This window comes from Cryobacterium sp. TMT1-62 (assembly GCF_004403145.1).
Taxonomy (GTDB): Bacteria; Actinomycetota; Actinomycetes; order Actinomycetales; family Microbacteriaceae; genus Cryobacterium; species Cryobacterium sandaracinum.
In genome coordinates, this window is sequence record NZ_SOGZ01000045.1 from 67,938 (window position 1) to 90,996 (window position 23,059).

Consider the following 23,059-nt stretch of genomic DNA (forward strand, 5'->3'; position numbering starts at 1 on the left):
GGTAGGTCACGGCGCGGTCACGATGAGCTCAGGCCAGGTGCCGCTCCTCGTGGCCGTTATAGAGCGAGAGCGGCCGGATCAGGGCATTCGATGCGGTCTGCTCGATGATGTGCGCGGTCCACCCGGTCAGTCGCGCCGCGACGAAGATCGGCGTGAAAGTGAGGGTGTCGAATCCCATCAGGTTGTACGCCGGTCCCGACGGGTAGTCCAGGTTGGGCAGGATGCCGGTGCGCGTCGTCATCCCCGCCTCGAGGGATTCGTAGAGCTCCAGCAGGTCCGGCCGGTCATAATGCTCGACCAGGGTGACCAGCGCGGTGCGCATGGTCGGTACCCGCGAGTCCCCGTGCTTGTACACCCTGTGGCCGAAGCCCATCACCTTCCGCTTTGCGGCGAGGGTCTCATTCAGCCACGCCTCGGCGCGCTTCCCGGCGCCCAGGCCGAGCCCGATTTCGTCGAAAATGTGCATCACGGCCTCGTTCGCCCCGCCGTGCAGCGCGCCCTTGAGAGCCCCGATCGCTCCGGTGACCGCGGAGTGCAGGTCGGACAGGGTCGAGGTGATCACGCGGGCGGTGAACGTCGACGCGTTGAAGGAGTGCTCCGCATACATGATCATGGACACATCGAACGCGTTCACGACCACGAGTTCGGGCACCTCGCCGAACGTCATGAACAGGAAGTTGGCCGAGTAGCCGAGGTCGCTGCGCGGTTCGATCAGCTCGAGGCCGTGGCGGCGGCGCTGGTCGTAGGCCACGATCGCCGGCATCTGGGCCCAGAGCCGCAGGCCCTTGGCACGGTTGGCCGCCGGCGACGCGTCGGCCGCATCGGGGTCGTTCGCGCCGATCAGGCTGACCGCCGTGCGCACGACGTCCATCGGGTGCGCCGTCATCGGCAGCTCGTCGATGACGCGCTTCACCGCAGGATTCAGGTGCCGGAGGGAGCGTTCCTGCTCCTCGAATTCGCCCAGCTCGACGTCGGTCGGCAACTCGCCGTGCCAGAGCAGGTAGGCCACCTCCTCGAAGCTCTTCTGTGCCGCGAGTTCCTGCACCGGGTAGCCCCGGTACAGCAGCGAGTTCGATTCGGGGTTGACCTTGGACACCTGCGTATGGTCGACCACGACGCCGGCGAGGCCCTTGTAAATGGTCGGTTCGTTCTGACTCATGTCGCTCCCTTGCGTTGAGACTGGATCTGCATGCGGGGCCGGGCTGCTACGAGGCAACATCCGGGTTGAGGGTGAAGTTGAAGACGCCGGAATCGAAGTGGCTGTACGACTCGTAGTCGAGCAGCTCGTAGAGCCTCGCCCGGTGCTGCATCTCCGGCAGCAAGCCGGTCAGTGAGCCCTGCGCCTCGATGGTGTCGAGGCCGCGTTCGGCCGCCCCCATCGCGAGGCGCAGCAGGGACACCGGGAAGATGACGATGTTCATGCCGACATCCGCCAGCTGCTGGGTCGTGTAGAGCTCGCCCTTGCCGAACTCGGTCATGTTCGCCAGCACCGGCACGTCCACGGCGGCGCGGATGGCCGCGAACTCGGCCAGGGATGCCATCGCCTCCGGAAAGATCGCGTCGGCCCCGGCGTCGACGAGCTTCTTCGCCCGGTCGACCGCGGCAGCCAGGCCGTCGACGGCACGGATGTCCGTGCGCGCCATGATCAGGAAGTTCGGGTCGCGCCGGGCGTCGACGGCCGCCCGGATGCGCTTGGCCGCCGTGTCGTCGTCGACGACCTGCTTGCCGTCGAGGTGACCGCAGCGTTTCGGATTGACCTGGTCCTCGATGTGCATGCCGGCCAGGCCGGCATCCTCGAGCGTCTGGATCGTGCGTGCCACGTTCATCGGCTCGCCGAAGCCGGTGTCGGCGTCCACGATCGTGGGCAGGTCGCTCATCCGGGCGATCTGCTGGCTCCGTCCGGCCACCTCGGTGAGAGTGGTCAGGCCGATGTCGGGCAGACCCAGGTCGGCCGAGAGCACCGCGCCGGAGATGTACACCCCTTCGAAGCCCTTGGCCGCGATCAGTCGGGCCGAGAGCGGGTTGAACGCACCGGGGAAGCGCAGCAGCCGGCCGCTCGCCAGGTCCTCGCGGAACGCGGCCCGCTTGGCGGCCGGGCTGACTTTCGAGTACAACATCAGAAGATTCCGTTCGGGGTGGGAAGTGAGGCGAGCAACCCGTTACGGGCCACGATGGTGAGCTGGCCGAGCTCCCCGGCGCCAAGCCGCGGCAGGCGTTCGGCCGCGGCGAGGAAGCGCACGATCTCGCCCTCCTCGACCACGTCGGCCGCGAGGGTGCGGAACTTGTGCACGTATTCGGCCCGCCCGAACGGCTTCGCGCCGAGCGGATGGGCGTCGGCGACGGCGATCTCGTCAACGACCCGGCTGCCGTCGGTGAGCTCGATCTCGACTCGACCGCCGAAGGCCTTCTCGGCCGGGTCGAGCGAGTGGTACCGGCGGGTCCACTCGCTGTCTTCCGTGGTGGTCACCTTGTTCCAGAGGGCGATCGTGTCGGCCCGGCCGGCGCGTTCGGGCCGGTAGGAATCCACGTGGTGCCAGCTGCCGTCTTGCAGGGCGACCGTGAAGATGTACGGGATGGAGTGGTCGAGGGTCTCCCGGCTGGCCGTGGGGTCGTACTTCTGCGGGTCGTTCGCGCCCGAGCCGATCACGTAGTGGGTGTGGTGGCTGGTGTGGATGACGACGGATACGACGTTTGCCGGATCGGACAGGGCCGGGTGCTCCCGGTGCAGCTTCCGGGCCAGGTCGATCCACGCCTGCGCCTGATACTCCGCCGAGTGTTCCTTCGTGTAGCTGTCCAGGATGGCGCGCTTGGCTTCACCATTCGACGGCAGCGACACCTCGTAGGCGGCATCCGGCCCGTCGAGCAGCCAGGCGATCACGCCGTCTTCACCCTCGTAGATCGGGGTGGGGCTGGTTTCGCCGCGCATCGCGCGGTCGACCGCCTCCACCGCCATCTTGCCGGCGAAGGCCGGGGCGTGTGCCTTCCAGCTGGAGATCTCGCCCTTCCTGGACTGCCGGGTGGCCGTCGTGGTGTGCAGCGCCTGCCCCACCGCCTGGAAGATGGTCTCGGGGTCGAGCCCGAGCAGGGTGCCGATGCCGGCGGCCGCCGACGGGCCGAGGTGGGCCACGTGGTCGATCTTGTGCGCGTGCAGGCTGATGCCCTTGACCAGGTCGATCTGGATCTCGTAGCCCGTGGCGATGCCGCGCACGAGGTCGCGACCGGTCAATCCGCGGGCGGTGGCGAGGTGCTGGGCGACCGCGACGACCGGCGGGATGTTGTCGCCGGGGTGTGAGTACTCGGCGGCGAGGAACGTGTCGTGGTAGTCGAGCTCACGCACGGCGACCCCGTTGGCCCAGGCCGCCCACTCAGGTGACACCCGGCGGGAGCGCTGCTCACCGAACACGGTCGCCCCGAGGCCGTTGAACGAACGCGGGTGCGCCAGCGCCTGCGAGCGGGCCGACACCACCGGGCGCCGGGTCAGCGACGCCGCGGCGACGGCGGCGTTGTCGATCACCCGGTTGACGATCATCTCGGTCACCTCGTCGCTCACCCCGACCGGGTCGGCAGCGACCTCGGCGATCTTCCAGGCCAGCTGGTCGGTGCGGGCAAGGTTCTCGTCGCTGCGATGAACACGAACGTGGTGGAGCTGCACGGTGGATCCCTTCGATTGGTTCGATTGGTTCGATTGGTTCGAATAGTGCGGTCAGCGCGGTGGAGGCGATGGGTCGGCCGGAACGGCCGACGATCCCCGGAGGGTCGCGAGAACGCTGGTGAGGCTCTGGTGGAGGTGCACGTGCGTGGCGTGGGCGGCCAGCGACGAGTCGCCAGCCAGAACGGCGTCCACGATGAGCAGGTGCTCGGCGGCGGCGCTTCGGAGCCGGTCCGGGTTGTCCCGGGCCAGGCGACGGATGCGGGCGAGGTGCGTGCGCACCCCGGCGAGCGCACCCACGAGGAAGGGGTTCGCCACGGCCACGTCGAGGGCCAGGTCGAACTCGTCGATCAGCTCGTAGTAGCGCCGTAGTCCCGCCTTGCCGTGCCGGAGCAGCTCCGGGGCCGCAAGGAACTGCGTGCGGAGAGCCTCGAAGACCGCCGGGTCGCGGCGCTCGGCGGCGATCCGGGCGGCGTGTTCCTCCAACGCCCGTCGCACCTCGTAGAGTTCCCCGATTCTGTCCACGCTCATCTCGGTGACCATGAACCCACGGCCGGTGCGGCCGGCCACCAGACCGTCGGCGATCAGCCGGGCGATCGCCGCGCGCAGAGGGGTGCGCGACACCCCGATCCGGGCGGCTTGCTCCACCTCGAGCAGCCCCGTGCCGGGCGCCAGGAGGCCGTCGAGAATCTCGCCGCGCAGCTGCCGGTAGGCGCGTTCACTTGCGCGAACCGGAGCCGTGGTCCCCGTCGTTGGGGTTTCTGTATACACAAATCACATGTTATTCCCTTATTGCGGGTTATGTGCCAGACTTCACGAATTCTATGTATACATAGGAACTTCAACGGAGAGGTTCGAATGTCAGGGAAAGCTTCGGCGGGGTATCACGACCTGTGGCAGAGAAGCATCGATGACGGCACGCGTTCGGCGTTCTGGCTGCAGGCAGCCCGGGCAATCGACTGGACCGTTCCGCCGACGGTGGCTCTGGAGGAACGCTTCCCCGGCGCCTGGCGCTGGTTCCCGGACGGCGAACTCAACACCAGCTACAACGCGCTCGACCGCCACGTGCTTGCCGGCCGCGGCGAACAGACAGCCGTCATCTACGACTCGGCGATGTCCGGCACCCGGGTGCGCCTGAGCTACCGCGAACTTCTGGGACGCGTCGAGCGCTTCGCCGGGGTGCTCCGCGCCAGCGGCGTCGGCCAGGGTGACCGGGTGATCGTCTACCTGCCGATGATCCCGGAAGCCATCGTCGCCATGCTGGCGTGTGCCCGCATCGGCGCCATCCACTCCGTCGTCTTCGGCGGCTTCGCAGCCAGCGAGCTCGCCGTGCGGATCGACGATGCGCGACCGACCGTGATCGTGACCGCCTCCGGCGGCCTCGAACCGGGCCGGGCGGTCGAATACCTGCCTCTGGTCGAACGCGCCCTCGCTCGCAGCAAGGGCTCGGTGCACACCGTCATCGTGCGCGACCGGGAGATGGTCCCCGGCTGCGCCGCCGACTACGCCGGCACCAGCGATGTGGCCTGGCTGGACTGGGCCCACGAGGAGAACGAGGCCTCCCCGGCCGCGCCGATCAGCCTTCGCTCCGACGACCCGCTCTACATCCTGTACACCTCCGGAACGACCGGCAATCCGAAGGGGATCGTCCGCGACAACGGCGGCCACGCCGTGGCGCTGGCCTGGTCGATGGCCAACATCTACAACGTCAAGCCCGGCGACGTCTTCTGGGCGGCCTCTGACGTCGGCTGGGTGGTCGGCCACTCCTACATCGTCTATGCCCCGCTGCTGGTCGGCGCCACCACGGTCATCTATGAGGGCAAACCGGTCGGCACCCCGGATGCCGGGGCGTTCTGGCGCGTGGTGGAGGACTACCAGGTGTCAGTCCTGTTCACGGCGCCCACGGCCATCCGTGCCATCCGCCGCGTCGACCCTGACCTGGTCGAACTGGCGGGGCACGACATCCAGAGCCTGCACGGGCTGTTCCTGGCCGGCGAACGCCTCGACCCGGAGACATACCACTGGGCCAATGACGGGCTGCACTGCCCGGTGGTCGATCACTGGTGGCAGACCGAGACCGGCTGGGCGATCTGCGCGAACCCGCGGGGCATCGCCGACATCCCGACGAAACCGGGCTCGGCCACGTTCCCGGTGCCCGGCTACGACATCGCCATCCTCGATTCCCAGGGCAAGCCGGTCACGAAGGCCGGCAAGGACGGCAACATCGCCATCCGCCTCCCGCTGCCGCCCGGCGCCCTGCTCGGGATCTGGGGCAGCGAAGACCGCTTCGAAAGCTCCTACCTGTCGGCTTTCCCCGGCTTCTACGCCACCGGAGATTCCGGCCACTTCGACGAGGACGGCTACCTCTATGTGATGGGCCGCACCGACGACGTGATCAACGTTGCCGGGCACCGACTGTCCACCGGCTCGCTCGAGGAGGTGCTCACCCTGCACCCTGCGGTCGCCGAGTGCGCGGTGCTCGGCGTGCGCGACCCTCTCAAGGGGCAGCGCGCGGCCGGCTTCGTCACGCTCAAGTCCGGGGCCACGATCGACCACGACACTCTCGGCGCAGAGCTCATCGCGCTGGTGCGGGAGCATGTCGGGCCGGTGGCCGCGTTCCGAGACGTGACCATCCTGGACAGGCTGCCGAAGACCCGGTCGGGGAAGATTCTCCGCAAGACCATCCGGCAGATCGTCGATGGCGAGGCCTACACCGTACCGCCGACGATCGAGGATCCCACGGTTCTCGACGCCCTCAAGCAGGCCGTGCATGGAGTCGGCCCGAACGCCTGAAGCACCAGTCGACCCCCACAGATCACCCCAGCACCATCCCACACAGTCACATCCCTTCACCGGAGCAAAGGAGCCCGCATGGCGGAATCACTGAAAGACAAACTCCCGGACGGAGTAAAACCGTCCACCATCGACTACATCGCGTATGAGAAGACGCCGAAGTTCATCCAGCTGAAGAAGCAGCGCCGCGGGTTCGTGCTGCCGCTGGCCGCCTTCTTCTTCATCTGGTACTTCGCCTTCGTGCTCGTCGCGGCCTACCTGCCCGACGTGATGGCAATCCCGGTCTTCGGCAAGTTCAACCTCGGACTGGTGCTCGGCCTCGGCCAGTTCGTCACCACCTTCGCCATCACCATGTGGTACGTGTCGTACTCGAACCGCCGTCTCGACCCCCTCGGGGCCGAGCTGCGTGCCGAGCTTGAGGAGATGGACAAGAAATGATCGCAACCAGCATTCTGCAGTCCCTGCCGGGCCGCCTGGCCCAAGCCGTCGAACCCGCGGAAAACAACCCCGTGCTGAACATCTCGATCTTCCTCGCTTTCGTGGCGGTCACCCTGATCGTCGTCATTCGCGCCGGGCGCAACAACAAGACCGCGGCCGACTACTACACCGGCGGCCGGTCCTTCACCGGCCCGCAGAACGGGTTCGCCATCGCCGGCGACTACCTCTCCGCGGCGTCGTTCCTCGGCATCGTCGGGGCGATCGCGGTCAGCGGTTACGACGGCTTCCTGTACTCGATCGGCTTCCTCGTGGCCTGGCTCGTCGCCCTGCTGCTGGTGGCCGAGCTCATGCGCAACACCGGCAAGTACACCATGGCGGATGTGCTCTCCTTCCGCCTGCGTCAGGGTCCCGTGCGCGTGGCCGCGGCGACGACCACCCTTGCCGTCTGCTTCTTCTACCTCCTCGCCCAGATGGCCGGAGCCGGCGGCCTCGTGTCGCTGCTCCTCGGCATCAACGACAAGGTCGGACAGTCCGTCGTGGTCACCGTGGTCGGCGGCCTGATGATCATGTACGTGCTCATCGGTGGCATGAAGGGCACCACCTGGGTGCAGATCATCAAGGCGTTCCTGCTCATCATCGGCGCATTCGCGATGACCGTCTGGGTGCTGGCCATCAACGGCTTCAACTTCTCGGCGCTTCTCGACTCGGCCATCGCCGCCTCGACGAGTGTGCCGGCCGACGCCATCCTGGTGCCCGGCCTGAAATACGGCGAGAACCCGCTCGACTTCGTCTCGCTCGCCATCGCCCTGGTGCTCGGCACCGCGGGCCTGCCGCACGTGTTGATGCGCTTCTACACGGTGCCCAGCGCCAAGGAAGCCCGTCGCTCGGTCGTCTGGGCGATCTGGCTGATCGGTGCGTTCTATCTGTTCACGCTGGTGCTCGGCTTCGGTGCCGCCGCGCTCGTCGGAGCAGATGTCATCCTCGCCGCTCCCGGCGGAGTGAACTCGGCCGCGCCGCTGCTCTCCCTCGCGCTCGGCGGACCGCTGCTGCTCGGCTTCATCTCGGCCATTGCGTTCGCCACGATCCTGGCCGTGGTGGCCGGGATCACGATCACCGCCGCGACCTCCTTCGCTCACGACATCTACATGAGCGTGATCAAGAAGGGCAAGGGTGACCCCGACGCCGAGGTCAAGGTCGCACGTCGTACCGTCGTCATCATCGGCATCCTCTCGATCGCCGGCGGCATCGGCGTGCAGGGGCAGAACATCGCCTTCCTGGTGGCCCTGGCCTTCGCCGTCGCGGCGAGCGCCAACCTGCCGACCATCCTGTACTCGCTCTTCTGGCGCGGCTTCACCACCCGCGGCGCCGTGTGGAGCATGTACGGCGGCCTTGCGGTCACCGTCGGTCTGATCATCTTCTCGCCGGTCTTCTCCGGCACGGAGACGTCGATGTTCGGTGCAGACGTCGACTTCGCCTGGTTCCCACTGAGCAACCCCGGCATCATCTCCATCCCAATCGGGTTCTTCCTGGGCTGGCTCGGCTCGGTCACCAGCACTCGCAAGGAAGACCCGCTGCTGGCCGCGGAAATGTCCGTGCGGTCCATGACCGGCTTCGGCGCCGAGAAGGCCTCCGAGCACTGATCGAAACCGTACGACCCGCGTGACCACTACTCCCCTCGGCTGCACCCCAGCCGGGGGGAGTAGTGTCGTTCCGCGGGCCGGAGGGCCAGACCATCCGCCTACGCCGAGCCTTTGACGCATGACTGGAGAAGATTCTCAATGAAAGCTGCACGTTTCCACGGCCAGAAAAACGTCCGCATTGAAAGCATCGAAGATCCGGAGACCCGCAGCGGCACAGTGAAGATCGCAGTCGCCTGGTGCGGCATCTGCGGCACCGACCTTCACGAGTATCTCGACGGCCCGATCTTCATCTCGGCGCCCGGCCACCCGCATCCGCTTTCGCATGAATCCCTCCCGGTCACCATGGGCCACGAGTTCGACCTCACCAGCGAGGGCTTCGACACCCTGATCAACCACAACGACACTGCTGTGAAGATCCTGGTCCACCCCTAGGCAGAACGCTTGAGTGCGTCAGTCTTTGGGTGCCAGCGGCCCCCGCGCGACTCGCGTGGGGGCCGCCTGCGCAACCGGCTTGATCACGATCAGGTCCAGATTGACGTGGGCCGGGCGTTCGACGCTCGACACGATCGTCTCGGCAATATCTTCGGCGGTGAGCGGATTCGGCACCCCGGCGTAGGCCGCGGCAGCCTTCTCCGCATCACCGTTGAAGCGCACCAGCCCGAATTCCTCGGTCTGCACCATCCCGGGGGCAACCTCGATCACCCGGATCGGCTCGCCATTCAATTCCAGGCGCAAGACTTCCATCAGGGCGTGCGCGGCGAACTTCGCCGCGTTATACCCTCCACCTCCGAGGTAGGCGACATGACCCGCAATGGACGTGACCGTGACGATGTCGGCGGCGCCGCCCTCCGCCCGGATCCCGGCCCGCAGCAAGGGCAGCACGGCGCTCGTGACCCGCTTGACCGCGAGCACGTTGATCTCGAACATCCAGGCCCAGTCCTCGATCTTCGATTCCTCGACGGTGTCCAGCCCCACTGCGCCGCCCGCGTTGTTGACCAGCGCGTGCACCGGCCCGGACGCCGCGAGATAGTCGCGCAGCGCGTCCACGTCGGCCTGCCGGGTGAGGTCGGCCGTGAAGACCTGCGCCCCGGTCTCCGCCTGCAGCGTCGCGAGGCGGTCGGCGCGGCGAGCCACCCCCACCACATCCCAGCCCCGCTGGCGGAACAGGCGCACGGTGGCGGCACCGATCCCCGAACTCGCACCGGTCACAACGACTCTTTTTGTACCCATGGTTCCATTCTGGTCGGAGAAGCAGCATGATGAGCCCACGCGCCGCCGGAATTCCGCACGTGCAGAAACGACGCGTGCCGCTCTGGGACAATGCGCGCTGGATCGCGATCGCCCTGGTTGTGCTCGGGCACGCCATCCTGAAACTCATCGCCGAGTCGGATGTCGCCTACGAGTACTATCTGTTCGTCTACGCCTTCCACGTTCCGCTGTTCGTCGCCGTCAGCGGGTACTTCGCCCGGTCGGGCCCGCTCGGCACCCGCCAGCTGCATCGTCTGGTCACCGACATCGTGCTCCCCTACGTGATCTTCGAGACGATCTGGACAGTCGTGCACTGGCTACTCGGCGGCGAATTCCGCCTGGACTACTCGTCCCCCTCCTGGACCCTGTGGTTCCTGATCGCCCTCCTGGCCTGGCGCCTCGCCCTGCCCTTCCTCGTGCTGCTGCGCCATCCGCTGCTGATCAGTGTGATCATCTCCGTCGGCGCCGGGTACTTCGCGTCGATCGACAGCACCTTCGCGCTGTCGCGCACGCTCGGGCTGCTGCCGTTCTTCGTCTTCGGCTGGCAGCTACGCCAGTGGAAGCTCACCGACCGCTGGCTGGGGCTGCACGCCACCGCGGTATGGCGCTGGCGGATCGGCGCGTTCACCCTGTTCACGGCACTGCTGGGCGTGATCGTGGCGAACATCGACGCCCTTCGTGAGGCGCAGGTGCGCCAGTTCCTGCTCTACGACGAGGCCTACCCGGCGTTCGGCTACGACCAGCTCTGGGCCGGCGTCATCCGTCTGGGTCTGCTGCTGCTCGCGTTCGCCCTCATCGTGGCATTCCTGGTGCTCATGCCCCGGCGACGGCTCTGGTTCACGCCCTACGGCGCGGCCACGATGTACATCTACCTGCTGCACAGTTTCGTGCTGTTTCTCCTGCGCGAGAGCGGGGTGCTCGGCGGACCCCAGCCGGGCTGGGTGCTGCCCGCGATGATCGGGTTCAGCGTGCTGATCTCCATCGCCCTCTCGCAGCGGATCGTGCGCAGGGTGTTCCACCCGCTGATCGAGCCGCGCGCCCGCTGGCTGTTCCGCAAGAAGGCGCGCACCGACACCGGCACTATCGTGCTTCCGCACCTCGACGCGCCTGCCGGCACGCTCGCCGCCGAGCCTCCCGCAGAGCCTCCCGCAGACGCACCGCCCGCAGACCCTGCCGTCGGCACACCGCGCGACACGCCGCGCTGACCGCTTCGTGACGCTGTGTTGCGGTGTCCGTTGCCAGCTCGACAACCCCCTGCCTAGAATCGCTGGCAGAGCGCTGGAAGGTCCACGCTCGTCGAGGATCACCCGGGAGATCACCTCATGAGCGACAACGCTGCAGACTGGAAGTTTGAAACCAAGCAGGTGCACTCCGGTGCCCAGCCCGACCCGACCACCAATGCCAGGGCCACCCCGATCTACCAGACCACGTCCTACGTGTTCGACAGCGCCCAGCACGCGCAGAACCTGTTCGCACTGGCCGAATTCGGCAACATCTACACCCGTATCATGAACCCGACCCAGGCCGTCGTCGAAGAGCGCGTCGCCGCCCTCGAAGGGGGCACCGCAGCCCTGCTCCTGGCCTCGGGCCAGGCCGCCTCCACGTTCGCGGTGCTGAACATCGCCCAGGCCGGCGACCACATCGTCTCGTCGAGTTCAATCTACGGCGGAACCTACAACCTGTTCAAGTACACGCTGGCCAAGCTGGGCATCGAGACGACCTTCGTCGAGAACCAGGACGACCCCGAGGAGTGGCGCCGGGCGCTGCGCCCCAACACCAAGCTCTTCTTCGCCGAGACCATCGGCAACCCCAAAATCAATGTGCTCGACATCCGTCTCGTGGCCGATGTGGCGCACGCCGGCGGGGTGCCGCTCATCGTCGACAGCACCATCGCCACCCCCTACCTGATCCGCCCGTTCGAGCACGGCGCGGACATCGTCGTCCACTCGGCGACCAAGTTCCTCGGTGGCCACGGTGCCGTCATCGGCGGCGTCATCGTCGACGGCGGCACGTTCGAATGGTCCAAGAACGTGGAGAAGTTCCCCGGCCTCACCGAGCCGGACCCGTCCTACCACGGCGTCAGTTACACGGGCGCGGTCGGCGACGGCATCGCCTACATCATCAAGGCGCGCGTGCAGCTGCTGCGCGACCTCGGATCCGCGATCGCCCCGGCGAGCGCCTGGCAGCTCATCCAGGGCATCGAGACTCTCAGCCTGCGCATCGAACGCCACGTGCAGAACGCCCAGGACATCGCGGAATGGCTCGAGAACCACCCCGACATCGCCTCGGTCAACTACGCCGGCCTGCCGTCGAGCCCCTGGTACGCCGCCGCCAACACCTACGCGCCCCGCGGTGTCGGCGCCGTGCTGTCCTTCGAGTTGAAGGGCGGAGTGGATGCCGGTCGCGCCCTCGTCGACAACCTTTCCCTGTTCAGCCACCTGGCCAACATCGGCGACGTGCGGTCGCTCGTCATCCACCCGGCCTCGACCACGCACGCGCAGCTCACCCCGGAGCAGCAGCTCACGGCCGGTGTGACGCCGGGCCTGGTACGCCTCTCCGTCGGCATCGAGAACATCGCCGATTTGAAGGCCGACCTCGAGACCGGCCTGGCGGCCGCCCGCGCGGTTGTGCAGGCATCCCGCGCCAACGCCTGACACGCCCCCAGCCGCTGCCAATCCGGATGGGTATCCCCCCAGGCGGGTGGGTAACCAATTCGACGGAGATTTTGCCCTCTACACCCGGTTTCGGCCCGTTTCAGGCCAAAATCGGCAAAATCTCCGTCGAATTCGTTCGGGTGGCGAGCTGATTCGGCTCCGCCGAGTGCGAACGGAGTGGAAACCCAGTGCAACCCGAGTGAAAACCGGGTGCGGCCCGAGTGCCGGCCGGGTACTCCGCGGCGACGGCCGGGCGCGCGGTGCGCTCACCAGACGGTGCGGTGACAATAAGCCGGAAGGGCTGTTCACCCGGCAGAATAGGGAGCCTATGGACTGGCAATATTCGGCAGACACCGTCCCGTCGAGCTTCGTGACCGAAGCCCAGGCGCGGTCGCTGCTCGGCAAACCCCCGGCGACGGGTGCGTGGCGCGACGGCGACCCCGTGGGGAACCGTCGTTTCCTCGACGTCGGTGCGCTGCACTTTGAGGGGGGCAGCAGCCTCGGCGCCGTGCGGATCGCCTACGAGACTTGGGGCGAACTGTCCCCGAGCGGCGACAACGCCGTGCTCATACTGCACGCCCTCACCGGCGACAGCCACCTGGTCGGCCCGGCCGGCCACGGCCACCCGACCGCGGGCTGGTGGAGCAGGATCGTCGGCCCCGGCCTGGCCATCGACACCGACCGCTGGTTCGTGGTTGCCCCGAACATGATCGGTGGCTGCCAGGGCAGCACCGGTCCGGCCTCCCTCGCCCCGGACGGCTCCGAATGGGGCACCCGCTTTCCCTACCTCACCATTCGCGATCAGGTCGCCGCGCAGGTCGCCTTCTCAGACCATCTCGGCATCGACCGTTGGGCCGCCGTCGTCGGCGGCTCGATGGGCGGGATGCACGCGCTCGAGTGGGCCATCGAGCATCCGTCCCGGGTCGCCCGCCTGGCAATCCTCGCGGCACCGCCGGTGACGACCGCCGACCAGATCGCGCTGAATTCGGTGCAGATCGAAGCCATCCGCAGCGACCCGCTCTTCCGCTTCGGCGACTACTACGACGCCGCGGACGGCGACGGCCCGACCCGCGGCCTCGCCCTGGCCCGGCGGATGGCGCTGCTGAACTACCGCAGCTCCGAGGAGCTCAACCTGCGCTTCGAGCGCGGCTGGCAAAGCGAGATCAGTCCGCTCGGCGCGGGCGGCCGGTTCGCCGTCGAGTCCTACCTCGATTTCCACGGCAACAAGTTCACCCGGCGGTTCGACGCGAACAGCTACATCGTGCTGGTCGAGGCCATGAACTCGCACGACATCGGCCGCGGCCGCGGCGGTGTCGCATCCGCCCTCTCCCGCATCGATGCGCTCAGCGTCGTCGTCGGCATCGACAGTGACCGCCTCTTCCCCCTCGAGGGCCAACAGGTCATCGCCGCCCATCTGCAGGGCAACATCGACGACACGGATGCCGTCACGCTCCACTCCGGCTTCGGCCACGACGGTTTTTTGATCGAGAACGAGGCCATCGGCGCGCAACTTCTGCGCGTTCTGAGCCGTCCCGCTCCCTCGCATCGAGCTTGACGCGGTCCCGGATCAAGACGACGTCGACCGGCAGGCCACGGAACGCGACACCCTCGTGAACCGAGTCGTGCCCGTGAATGAGACGTACCCTGACTCGAGACGTACCCGATGAGAGGACACGCGCCATGAAACCCGGTTCCGTCATCATGTTGATCTTTGGCGCGATCCTCTCCCTGCTCGGCTTCTCGCTGGCCCTGGCCGGGGCGATGACCGCCGTGGTCAACGCGCAGGGCGAGGACGGCTACATCACCAGCCCCGCCCGCTCGTTCTCGGTACAGTCGTTCGCGCTCACCTCGCCCCGGATCGGCTCGATCGAGCTCAAGGACGTCCCGGCGGACATCGGCACTCTCCGACTCCGCGCGCTCTCCACCTCCACAGCGGACGTCTTCATCGGCGTCGCGTCTCAGGCCGACGTCGACCGCTACCTGGCCGGAGTGAATAGCACCGAGCTGCGTGACCTGAACATCAATCCCTTCCGTGCGGTGTACCGCGACATTCCGGGCAGCCGCGCTCCCGAAGCCCCCGGCGCCCAGGACTTCTGGGTGTCCTCCGCCGAGGGTCCCGGCACTCAGGAGATCGACTGGGATCTGACGAGCGGCAGCTGGGCGGTCGTCGTCATGAACGAGGATGCCAGTTCCGGCGTCTCAGTCGCCCTGCAGGCCGGCATTCGCCTCGGGTTCCTCGCCCCGCTGGCGGTGGGGCTGCTTCTGGTCGGCCTGTTCATCCTTCTCATCGGCCTGATGCTGACCGTGTTCGGGGCAATCGGCCTGGGCCGCGGCACACTGCCCGCAACCAGGCCCGGCGCCACGCCCGACACACCGCTCGGAGCAGCAACTTTCGTCGGAGCAGGCCCACCCGGGGCGACCGCGGTCCCTGCCCATCCCGGTGGACGGACGTTTCCCGCCCGGTTGACCGGAACCCTCGACGAGGGGCTGTCCCGCTGGTTGTGGTTGGTGAAGTGGATCCTGATCTTCCCGCACGTGGTGGTGCTGCTGTTCCTCTGGTTCGGGTTTGTCGTCACCACCATCGTCGCCGGGTTCGCCATCCTGTTCACCGGTCGATACCCGACGGCCCTCTTCCAGTTCAACGTCGGGGTGCTGCGCTGGAGCTGGCGGGTGTCCTTCTACGCCTACTCGGCGCTCGGCACCGACCGGTACCCCCCCTTCAGCCTGGCGTCGTCGGCCGACTATCCCGCCGATCTGCAGGTCGATTACCCGGAGCGCCTCTCGCACGGGCTCGTTCTGGTCAAATGGTGGCTATTGGCGATTCCGCACCTGCTGATCGTGGCGGCCTTGACCGGAAGTGCGACGATCTGGCGGAACGACGAGGGCGACTCGGTCTCGAACACCGTCCCGTCCCTGATCGGGGTCCTGGTGCTGATCGCCGCGGTCATCCTCCTCTTCACCGGCCGGTACCGGCGCAGCCTGTTCGATCTGATCCTCGGCATCGACCGCTGGATCTTCCGGGTAGCCGTCTACACCGCCCTGTTCCGCGACGAGTACCCGCCGTTCCGCCTCGACCAGGGCGGCGCCGACACCCCGGAGGCCGCGGTCACACGAGCACCGATCACACCCGCCGCACCTGCCGGCGGAGCGGCATCGAGCACGCCCTGAGTCGCCGGTCACGCCCGTTGGTAACGCCGTCGGTCGCGCGGACGCCGACGGATGCCACGGAGCGCGCGGGGGAACGGACACCGGGCCGGTAGGGTTCTGTATAGAGGGCAAATGGGGTGAGAGCGCCGCTATGCAACGAATCTACAAGGAACGTGACCGTCTGCTCCGCAGAGCGGCTCGCCTGTGCGGATTGGCCGGCTCGGCCGCCGCGCTCCTCGCGATGCTTGTCCCGGGCGGCTTGACCGTGAGCACCCTGGCCCGGAGCCTGCCACTGCTGCTGCTGCTGGTGGCCGGCCAGTACCTGCTCGGCCGGTCCGGCCGGATGCGCTGGGTCGCTCTGATCCTGGTCTCCGGCATCGCCGTGATCCTGCTCGTGGGCTGGTCGGGCCAGCGTGCCACCGGCCTGAACCTCGTCGAGCAGGCCATCATCGGCGGCATCGCCGCCGGAGCCCTGAGCTGCGTCGCCCTCGTGCTCGTTGTCAGCGCCGCCCGCCTGCTGGTGCTGTCCCTGGCATTCGGTGCGACCGTTGCCAGCGTGCTCGCCGCCACCCGCGCCTCGTCCGACGCCACCGTGCCCCTCCTGCTCACCTTCAGCGTCTGGCTTGCCATCGCCCTGGTGGCCTGGTGGCTGGCCCAGAGCGTGCCGCGCGTCATGGCGCGCATCGCCTTCATCGGCCGCGCCCACCTCGCCGAGCGCCATGCCAGCGAGCTCGAAGCCCAACGCCGGCAGGATGCCCGGCTGCTGCACGACACCGTGCTAGCCACCCTCACCCTCCTCGCGCACTCCGGCGTCGGCGTCAGCCCGGCCGCACTGCGCCAACAGGCCGGCGACGACGCCCGGTTGCTGCGGCAGCTACGGCTCGGCGGCCTCCCCACCCCGCGCCGCTCCGGGGTCTACACGCTCGAGCCAGCCACCGAGTCAATGCTCGGAAGCACCCTCGAATCGGTCAAGCAGCGGTTCGGGCGGATGGGACTCGATGTGGACTGGCACGGCAGCGGACAGGTTCTTCTGCCCAGCGACGTGCTCGACTCCTTCCTCCTCGCCCTCGGCGAGTGCCTCGAGAACGTGCGACGTCACGCCGGCGTCGCCCGCGCCGACGTGACGATCACTGATGACGACACAACCGTGCGCGCCATGGTCACCGACGCAGGGGTCGGCTTCGACCTCAGCGGCGTTAGCGCCGAACGCCTCGGTTTCGCCGAATCGGTCGTGGCCCGCCTGCGCGACGTGGGCGGCAACGCCCGCCTCTTCTCCTCCCCCGGCTCCGGCACCACGGTCGTGCTCGAGGTGCCCAAGTGACCGTCCCCGGCATCGTCGACGCCCGCCGCCGTGACGCGCGCCGCGCTGCGGCGGCGGGCGGGTCCGACCAGCCGAGCAATCAGGACCGCCAGGAACGCCGGGCTTACCGGCGCAGTTTCCGACGCCCCGAACGCACCGAGCAGACCACGCGCGCCAACCAGAGCGGCCTGGGTGGCCGCCACCTCGGCATCGGCCTGACGTTCAGCGGCGGCTTCATCACCCTGTTCCTGTTCGGGCAGTTCGCCGTGCAGTGGTCCGAATATCCCGACCCGACGCCCAGCCTCATCGCGTGGGGTCTCCTGATGGCGAGCACGGTCCTGGCACTGATCACGGTGCAGCGCCTTTCGGCTCGGATGCCGGACTGGCTGTTCGCCGCGGCCATCGCCGCCGGCGCCGCCGTGGTGGCGCTCGACCTGATCGGGTCGTGGGGCGAAACCGACTCCGGCGTCTACCCGACCGCCGCCGCCGCCGTCGGCACCCTGCTCATCTCCCTGGCCACCGTACGCCGCGGGCACGACCTCGTCTCGGCCGCGATGGCGCTCGGCCTGCTTCTCTTCCTCGGGGCGCTCACCGAGGAGCGCGCCGATCCGCTCACCTTCGCCCCCGACCTCCTTGCGATCAGCCTCGCCATCCTGCCTCCGCTGCTCGGCGTCGCCACGGTGCGGGGATTCCGCCGGATGGCCCAGCGTGAGCTCGACCTGGTGCTGGTGCAGAGCACCATCTCCCAGCCGCAGTTCGCGGTGGGGATGTTCGCCTCCGAGGAACTCGCCCGTATCGACCTCGACGCGGAGACTCTGCTCGACGACGTCGCGAAGGGTCGCACGGCGCTGCCGCTGAGTTCCGAGAAGTCGACGACGGCGGCAGACCTCGCCACGCAACTGCGGCTGCACCTGATCCGGGGCCGCCGGGAGACCTGGCTGCACCACGCGATCACCGAGTCCGAGTTCCTGGGACCGTCCGTCGGCCTGCACGACCCGGCGGGGCTGGCCGGCATGCTCAACCCCGACCAGCGCGATGCCCTTCTGCGCACGATCTGGCTGCTGATCAGCGACACAACCCGCGACGAGGCATCCGTTTCGCTCTCTCTCGGTCCGATCCGACCCACGCACGGCGTCTCCGCTCGCCAGAAGTTACGATTTCCGATCGAATTGACCACGACGGGTGTGCCACGACGTCGAGTGGACCCCGAGACGTGGCAAGCTATCCGAATAGTCGGCCCTCACGTCGATTCCAGCCGGGACGGAAGTCTGCATCTGGAAATCGAATGCAGTATCGACAATCCCGCGGATGCTTAGGGTCCGTGGAACTACGCTGTTGAGCTTCTCATTCGGGGCCAGAAGCACAAGGAGACAGAAGTGACGAACACGACCACGTTGAGCACTGAGGCGCCGAGCAAGGACAACCCCATCCGGTTGGCCCTCGTCGACGACCACCGCATGCTGTTGGGGGCCCTCACCGAGTGGATCCGGGGGGCCGCGGACGACATCAACATGGTCGCCGCCGTCACCACCTGGCCCGAGCTGCTCACCCACCCCGAATTTCCCGTCGACGTCGTGCTCCTCGACCTCGACCTCAAAGACAACATCCCGGTCTCACTGAAGATCTCGACGCTCAAGACGGCCGGCGTGAAGACGGTGTTGATGAGCACCTATTCCGAGGCCGGGCTCGTGCGCGAGGCGCTGGCTGCCGGTGCGCTCGGCTACCTGGTGAAGAGCGAAGAGGCAACGATGATCGTCGAGGCGATCCGCTCCGCCTATGACGGCGACTCCTTCATCTCGGCCGAACTGGACGAGGCCCTCAACAACGGCGCGAACGGCGGTTCTCCCCGCCTCAGCGCGCAGGAGCGCCGGGTGATGGCCCTCTACGGCGCGGGCGAGCCGGTCAAGGCCGTCGCGCACCAGCTCGGCATCTCCGAGGAGACCGCCAAGAGTTACCTCAAGCGCATCCGGGAGAAGTACCGCCTCGCGGGCTTCGACGTGGGAACCAAGGTCGCCCTGCGCAAGCGCGCCATCCACGACGGCATCCTGCTCCAGGGCGACTGACTTCGGCGCTGCCGAACGGCCCGGCTGCCGAACGGCCCGGCTGCCTCGCGCCGACCGCGCCGGCCACGCGGATCGCCTGGGTGCCGTCCGGGAGCTCCACACCGTTCCCGCGCCGGGTGCGGTCCAGGAGGAACGTCCCCACGGTGAGCAACAGGGCAAAGAAGCTTTGGCCCAGGCCGATCCAGACCGGGGCGACGTAGCCGAAGTTGCCCGCGATGGCGAGGCCGTGAGCAGGTCTGCCTCCAGAGTACGGGGCCGGTGGCCCGAACGAATTCGACGGAGATATTGCTCTAAACAGTGCGTTTGGGCTCAAAAGCGAGGGTTTGACCCAGAATCTCCGTCGAATTGATTAGACGCCCGGTACGGCGTTCCGCCGGGGTCAAACAGCGCCCCGCGGTATGGTCGGCTCTGACTCCCGGAGAGCGATGCAACCAGATGGGATTCACCTGGCTACGCGGCCGGTGTGGCGGCCGTCGATGCTGCGGCCTCGGCCAGCGCCGCCTCGAGGCGCTCGACCTTCCCGGTCAGCTCCCCGGTGCGGCGGCCCCGGATGTCGGCCTTGAGCACCAGGGACACCCGCGGCCCCCAGGCTCCGACGGCTTCAGTGGCGGCCTTGACCACCGCGAAGACCTCGTCCCAGTCGCCCTCGATGGTGGTGAACATCGAATCGGTGTGGTTGGGCAGCCCGGATGCGCGCACGATGCGCACGGCCGCGGCGACCGCGTCGTGCACGGACCCTTCGTCATCGTGGGAGCCGGACGGGGCGACGGAAAATGCAACCAGCATGGGGTTACTCCTTCTGATAGGGGGTGGGTGGGAACAGGATCTGCCACACGGCCCAGCCGAGCAGCACGACCTCCAGCACGTTGCGCACGGTCAGCACCAGCACCAGAGCCGGGTCTGCCACGAGCAAGAGGTCGTAGAAGTGCGGGTAGACGAGTTGGGTCAGGGCCGCGATGACAAGCCCGAGCACGGCCGGGAGCCGCCAGGCACGCCCCCGCACCAGCAGCCCGAAAATGATGGGCGCGGCCAGCCAGGTCGTGAACTGCGGCGAGCCGACCTTGTTGACGACGATCAGGGTCAGCACCAGGGCCAGCGCCAGCGGCGGGAACAGGCCGGCCGGTTCGGCGCCTGCACGCATCCGCTGGCAGGCCAGGAGCACCACGGCCAGCCCGCAGAGGGCGAGCAGGGGGGTCATCGCCACGATGGCGACGTTCGTGCCGGTGCCGATGATCTGGAAGGTGAGGATCTGCCGGTCGTAGTAGAGGTAACTGCCCGGCAGACCCAGCGCGGCCGGCCACATCCAGAGGCCGGCGACCGGGGACTCGATCTGGATGCCGCGGTTCGTCTGCTCGCCGACGAAGCTGAGCACGTTCCGCCCGCTGCCGAGCCCGAGCGCCACCAGCACGATGCCCAGGCTCGTGCCGGCCGCGGCGACGAGCACCCGCCAGCGGTCCTTCGAGACGACGAATAGCGCGATCACCAGGGCCACCGGCCAGATCTTCACCCAGGTGACCAGAGTCAGCAGCACGGTGCCCCAGACCGGCCGGGCGCCGACGAACAGCAGTGCGGCGATCGCCAGCGGCACGGTGACCGCATCGATCCGGGCGAGGGCGACGGGCCCGAGCAGCAGCAGGAAACCCAGCCACCAGGCCGCCGCGGCCAGGGCACGCCGGTTGCGGCCCCGCCCGAGCAGCAGCGCGAAGGTCCCGGCGTTCAGCAGGGTCACGAGCCCGAGCCAGCCGGCGGCGTAGAGGTCGGGGCCGAACGCGAGCGGCGCCAGGATGGGCAGGAGGGCCAGCAGCGGGTAGACGAAGCCGGTGGTGATGCCCACGACGTCGGCACCGGATGCCGCGTCGGTCGCCCAGCCGAGGTAGACGACCTCCACATCGCCCAGCGGCCAGCCGGGGGACGCGAAACAGAGCCACCAGAGCACGCCGTGCACCAGTGCGAAGCCGGCCCAGAGCAGCGTTCGCGATGTCGGCACGCCGGCTCCGGCGGCCAGGTGTTCTGCGACGGATTGGGGCACGCTCCACCTTCGCACACCCCCACGGCTCCGCCGCCGCACCGGGACAGTCAGCGCGGGGCCCAGCGCGGCGGTCAACGCGAGCCGAGCAGGTCCGCGATCGTGGCCGGCACCGCGCCGGCGATGTCGAGCGCGGTGATCGGACCTCCGTTGGACGCCCGGGCCGCTGCCCGGGCGTGCACCAGGGCGGCCGTCGCCGCGAGATGGGCCGGCGCGGCGGCATCCGTCTGGATCGCCCGTGAATGCGTGGCCAGGAGGGCGCCGAGGATGCCGCCGAGCACGTCCCCGGATCCGGCCGTCGCCAGCCAGGAGGGCGCCTTCGACACCGTCAGCCGGGTGCCGTCGGGCGCCGCGATCCAGGTGACGCTTCCCTTGAGCAGCACCGTGACGCCCAGGCCGGACGCGGCGCGCACGGCCCACTCTCCCGGCGCAGCGGCCACCTCGGAGCCGGCCACCGACTCGCCCTGCGGGGAGAGCAGGCGGGTAAGCAGCCGGGCGAGTTCGCGGTAGTGCGGGGTGATCACGACGGGCCCGGTCGCCCGGCCGACCAGGTCGAGGGCCCCAGCATCGCACACCGTGGGCAGCCCCTCGGCCAGGGCGCCGAGCAGCGCGGCCTCGGTCACCCGGTCGCGCGCGGCGGCGTCCTGGCCCGAGCCGAGCAGCCAGGCCTGCACCTGCCCGGGGGCGGTGACGGCCTCCGGGCGTCGCTGCAGCACCAGGTCGCACGCCCGTCTCGGGCCGAGGTAGCGCACCATCCCGACCCCGGTGCGGAGGGCCGCCTCGACTCCGAGCACCGCGGCCCCGGGGTACTCGTCGGAGCCCGTGCGCACGCCCAGCACGCCGCGGCGGTACTTGTCGTCGTCCGCCCGGGGAACCGCGATCCGCTCGCGCGCCCGTGCGTCGTCCCATTCCAGCCATCCCCGTGGTTCGCTCATGCACTCACGATAGGTTGTTTTGAGTGCGTCGGGCCGGCCGCTTCGCCCGCCCACTCGACCCTTGGGGGAAATCCGTGGCTGTTACCGCCCTGTTCGAACCGTTCACCGTGCGCGACGTCACCCTGCGCAACCGCATCTGGGCGGCGCCGATGTGCCAATACGCGGTGCGGGAGAAAGACGGCGTCCCGCGGGACTGGCACCTCGTTCACCTGGGCGCGCTGGCCGCGGGCGGCGCCGGCCTGATCCTGGTCGAGGCAACCGCGATCAGCCCGGAGGGCCGCATCTCCTACGCCGACACCGGCCTTTGGAACGCGGAACAGACCGCCGCCTGGGCACCGATCGTGGCCTTCCTTCATGCGCAGGGCGCGAAGGCCGGCATCCAGCTTTCCCACGCGGGGCGCAAGGCTTCCGTCTGGCCGGCCTGGGGCGGAGACCGGCACGGCACTATGGCGACGGATGACGGCGGCTGGCCGACCGTGTCGGCCTCGGCCGTGCCGTTCCCCGGCTACGCACCGCCCGTGGCCCTGGATGCCGCGGGCATCCAGGGAATCGTTGACGGGTTCGCGTCCGCCGCGCTCCGGGCGGTGGAGGCCGGGTTCGACGTCGTGGAGCTGCACGCGGCGCACGGCTACCTGCTGCACCAGTTCCTGTCCCCGCTGAGCAACCGGCGCACCGACGGGTTCGGCGGCGGGCTGCCGAACCGGGCCCGCCTGCTGCTTCAGGTCGTGGCCGCCGTGCGCGCGGCCATCGGCGAGGAGCGCGCCCTGTTCGTGCGGTTCTCCGCCACCGATTACACCCCGGGCGGCTGGACCGAAGACGAGACGGCCGAGGTCGCCGGCTGGGCCGCGGCCGCCGGCGCCGACTTCTTCGACATCTCCTCCGGCGGCAACGTGACCGGGGTGCGCATCCCGCTGGGTCCCGGCTACCAGGTGCCGCTCGCCGAGCACGTGAAAACGGCGGCGGACGTGCGGGTCAGCGCCGTGGGGCTGATCACCACCGCGCACCAGGCCGAGCAGATCGTGGCATCCGGCCGGGCCGACGCGGTCCTTCTGGGCCGCGAGCTCCTGCGCGACCCGCACTTCCCGCTGCGGGCCGCCCACGAGCTCGGCGCCGGCGTGGACTACTGGCCGCCGCAGTACCTGCGCGCCCGGTGGCCGGCCGCCTGA

General features: G+C 68.7%; 19 protein-coding genes and 1 pseudogene. 12 read left to right on the forward strand and 8 right to left on the reverse strand.

What is annotated here, in order from left to right:
- Nucleotides 1–28: 28 nt before the first annotated feature.
- The 4 genes from E3T34_RS13290 to E3T34_RS13305 are packed head-to-tail and all read right to left on the reverse strand — an operon-like array spanning nucleotide 29 to nucleotide 4,420.
- On the reverse strand, nucleotides 29–1,159 hold the full coding sequence (locus E3T34_RS13290) for a bifunctional 2-methylcitrate synthase/citrate synthase (protein WP_134343262.1): 1,131 nt from the start codon (nucleotides 1,157–1,159) through the stop codon (nucleotides 29–31).
- 46 nt (nucleotides 1,160–1,205) lie between these two features.
- Nucleotides 1,206–2,117, reverse strand: coding sequence for a methylisocitrate lyase (gene prpB / locus E3T34_RS13295; protein ID WP_104170203.1), 912 nt, complete (start codon nucleotides 2,115–2,117; stop codon nucleotides 1,206–1,208).
- Complete coding sequence (locus tag E3T34_RS13300) at nucleotides 2,117–3,652, reverse strand: MmgE/PrpD family protein (protein ID WP_134343263.1); 1,536 nt, start codon at nucleotides 3,650–3,652, stop codon at nucleotides 2,117–2,119. Before E3T34_RS13300 ends, prpB begins: the two co-directional genes overlap by 1 nt.
- A gap of 51 nt (nucleotides 3,653–3,703) precedes the next feature.
- Complete coding sequence (locus E3T34_RS13305) at nucleotides 3,704–4,420, reverse strand: GntR family transcriptional regulator (protein WP_104099876.1); 717 nt, start codon at nucleotides 4,418–4,420, stop codon at nucleotides 3,704–3,706.
- 87 nt (nucleotides 4,421–4,507) lie between these two features.
- Here E3T34_RS13305 and E3T34_RS13310 point away from each other — a divergent pair, with 87 nt between their 5' ends.
- The 4 genes and pseudogenes from E3T34_RS13310 to E3T34_RS13325 form a co-directional block, all read left to right on the forward strand.
- Nucleotides 4,508–6,442, forward strand: a complete 1,935-nt coding sequence (locus E3T34_RS13310) for an AMP-binding protein (protein WP_134343264.1) — start codon at nucleotides 4,508–4,510, stop codon at nucleotides 6,440–6,442.
- 78 nt (nucleotides 6,443–6,520) lie between these two features.
- Nucleotides 6,521–6,880 (forward strand): DUF485 domain-containing protein, encoded by a 360-nt coding sequence (locus tag E3T34_RS13315; RefSeq protein ID WP_104099874.1) that lies wholly within the window; start codon nucleotides 6,521–6,523, stop codon nucleotides 6,878–6,880.
- On the forward strand, nucleotides 6,877–8,520 hold the full coding sequence (locus tag E3T34_RS13320) for a cation acetate symporter (RefSeq protein ID WP_104170207.1): 1,644 nt from the start codon (nucleotides 6,877–6,879) through the stop codon (nucleotides 8,518–8,520). The genes E3T34_RS13315 and E3T34_RS13320 overlap by 4 nt, the downstream gene beginning before the upstream one ends.
- A 138-nt stretch (nucleotides 8,521–8,658) precedes the next feature.
- A pseudogene (locus E3T34_RS13325) lies at nucleotides 8,659–8,886 on the forward strand (alcohol dehydrogenase catalytic domain-containing protein); the annotation flags it as partial.
- 84 nt (nucleotides 8,887–8,970) lie between these two features.
- Here E3T34_RS13325 and E3T34_RS13330 read toward each other — a convergent pair.
- Nucleotides 8,971–9,750: an SDR family oxidoreductase gene (locus E3T34_RS13330; protein WP_134343265.1), complete on the reverse strand. Its 780-nt coding sequence runs from the start codon at nucleotides 9,748–9,750 to the stop codon at nucleotides 8,971–8,973.
- A gap of 26 nt (nucleotides 9,751–9,776) precedes the next feature.
- On the opposite strand from E3T34_RS13330, the gene E3T34_RS13335 reads away from it, so the two are divergent.
- From E3T34_RS13335 to E3T34_RS13365, 7 genes are all read left to right on the forward strand, one after another.
- Entirely contained in the window at nucleotides 9,777–10,973 is a 1,197-nt protein-coding gene (locus E3T34_RS13335; RefSeq protein ID WP_134343266.1) for an acyltransferase family protein, read from the forward strand.
- A gap of 117 nt (nucleotides 10,974–11,090) precedes the next feature.
- Complete coding sequence (locus tag E3T34_RS13340) at nucleotides 11,091–12,422, forward strand: bifunctional o-acetylhomoserine/o-acetylserine sulfhydrylase (protein ID WP_104099870.1); 1,332 nt, start codon at nucleotides 11,091–11,093, stop codon at nucleotides 12,420–12,422.
- Nucleotides 12,423–12,750: 328 nt separating this feature from the next.
- Nucleotides 12,751–13,977, forward strand: a complete 1,227-nt coding sequence (locus E3T34_RS13345; protein WP_134343267.1) for a homoserine O-acetyltransferase — start codon at nucleotides 12,751–12,753, stop codon at nucleotides 13,975–13,977.
- Nucleotides 13,978–14,102: 125 nt separating this feature from the next.
- Entirely contained in the window at nucleotides 14,103–15,590 is a 1,488-nt protein-coding gene (locus E3T34_RS13350; RefSeq protein ID WP_134343268.1) for a DUF4389 domain-containing protein, read from the forward strand.
- A 130-nt stretch (nucleotides 15,591–15,720) separates the two neighbouring features.
- Nucleotides 15,721–16,890 carry a sensor histidine kinase gene (locus tag E3T34_RS13355; protein ID WP_134343269.1) on the forward strand — a complete coding sequence of 390 codons (1,170 nt, stop codon included), beginning with the start codon at nucleotides 15,721–15,723 and terminating at the stop codon, nucleotides 16,888–16,890.
- Entirely contained in the window at nucleotides 16,887–18,185 is a 1,299-nt protein-coding gene (locus tag E3T34_RS13360) for a hypothetical protein (protein ID WP_134343270.1), read from the forward strand. The genes E3T34_RS13355 and E3T34_RS13360 overlap by 4 nt, the downstream gene beginning before the upstream one ends.
- Before the next feature lie 60 nt (nucleotides 18,186–18,245).
- On the forward strand, nucleotides 18,246–18,932 hold the full coding sequence (locus E3T34_RS13365) for a response regulator transcription factor (protein ID WP_255408575.1): 687 nt from the start codon (nucleotides 18,246–18,248) through the stop codon (nucleotides 18,930–18,932).
- Between the two features lie 450 nt (nucleotides 18,933–19,382).
- Here E3T34_RS13365 and E3T34_RS13370 read toward each other — a convergent pair whose 3' ends face one another.
- From E3T34_RS13370 to E3T34_RS13380, 3 genes are all read right to left on the reverse strand, one after another.
- Nucleotides 19,383–19,718 (reverse strand): thiamine-binding protein, encoded by a 336-nt coding sequence (locus E3T34_RS13370; RefSeq protein WP_104099865.1) that lies wholly within the window; start codon nucleotides 19,716–19,718, stop codon nucleotides 19,383–19,385.
- A gap of 4 nt (nucleotides 19,719–19,722) precedes the next feature.
- On the reverse strand, nucleotides 19,723–20,961 hold the full coding sequence (locus E3T34_RS13375; RefSeq protein WP_166785904.1) for a glycosyltransferase 87 family protein: 1,239 nt from the start codon (nucleotides 20,959–20,961) through the stop codon (nucleotides 19,723–19,725).
- A gap of 71 nt (nucleotides 20,962–21,032) precedes the next feature.
- On the reverse strand, nucleotides 21,033–21,893 hold the full coding sequence (locus E3T34_RS13380) for an ADP/ATP-dependent (S)-NAD(P)H-hydrate dehydratase (RefSeq protein WP_134343272.1): 861 nt from the start codon (nucleotides 21,891–21,893) through the stop codon (nucleotides 21,033–21,035).
- A gap of 74 nt (nucleotides 21,894–21,967) precedes the next feature.
- Between E3T34_RS13380 and E3T34_RS13385 the strand changes: the two genes are divergently transcribed.
- On the forward strand, nucleotides 21,968–23,059 hold the full coding sequence (locus E3T34_RS13385) for an NADH:flavin oxidoreductase/NADH oxidase (protein ID WP_134343273.1): 1,092 nt from the start codon (nucleotides 21,968–21,970) through the stop codon (nucleotides 23,057–23,059).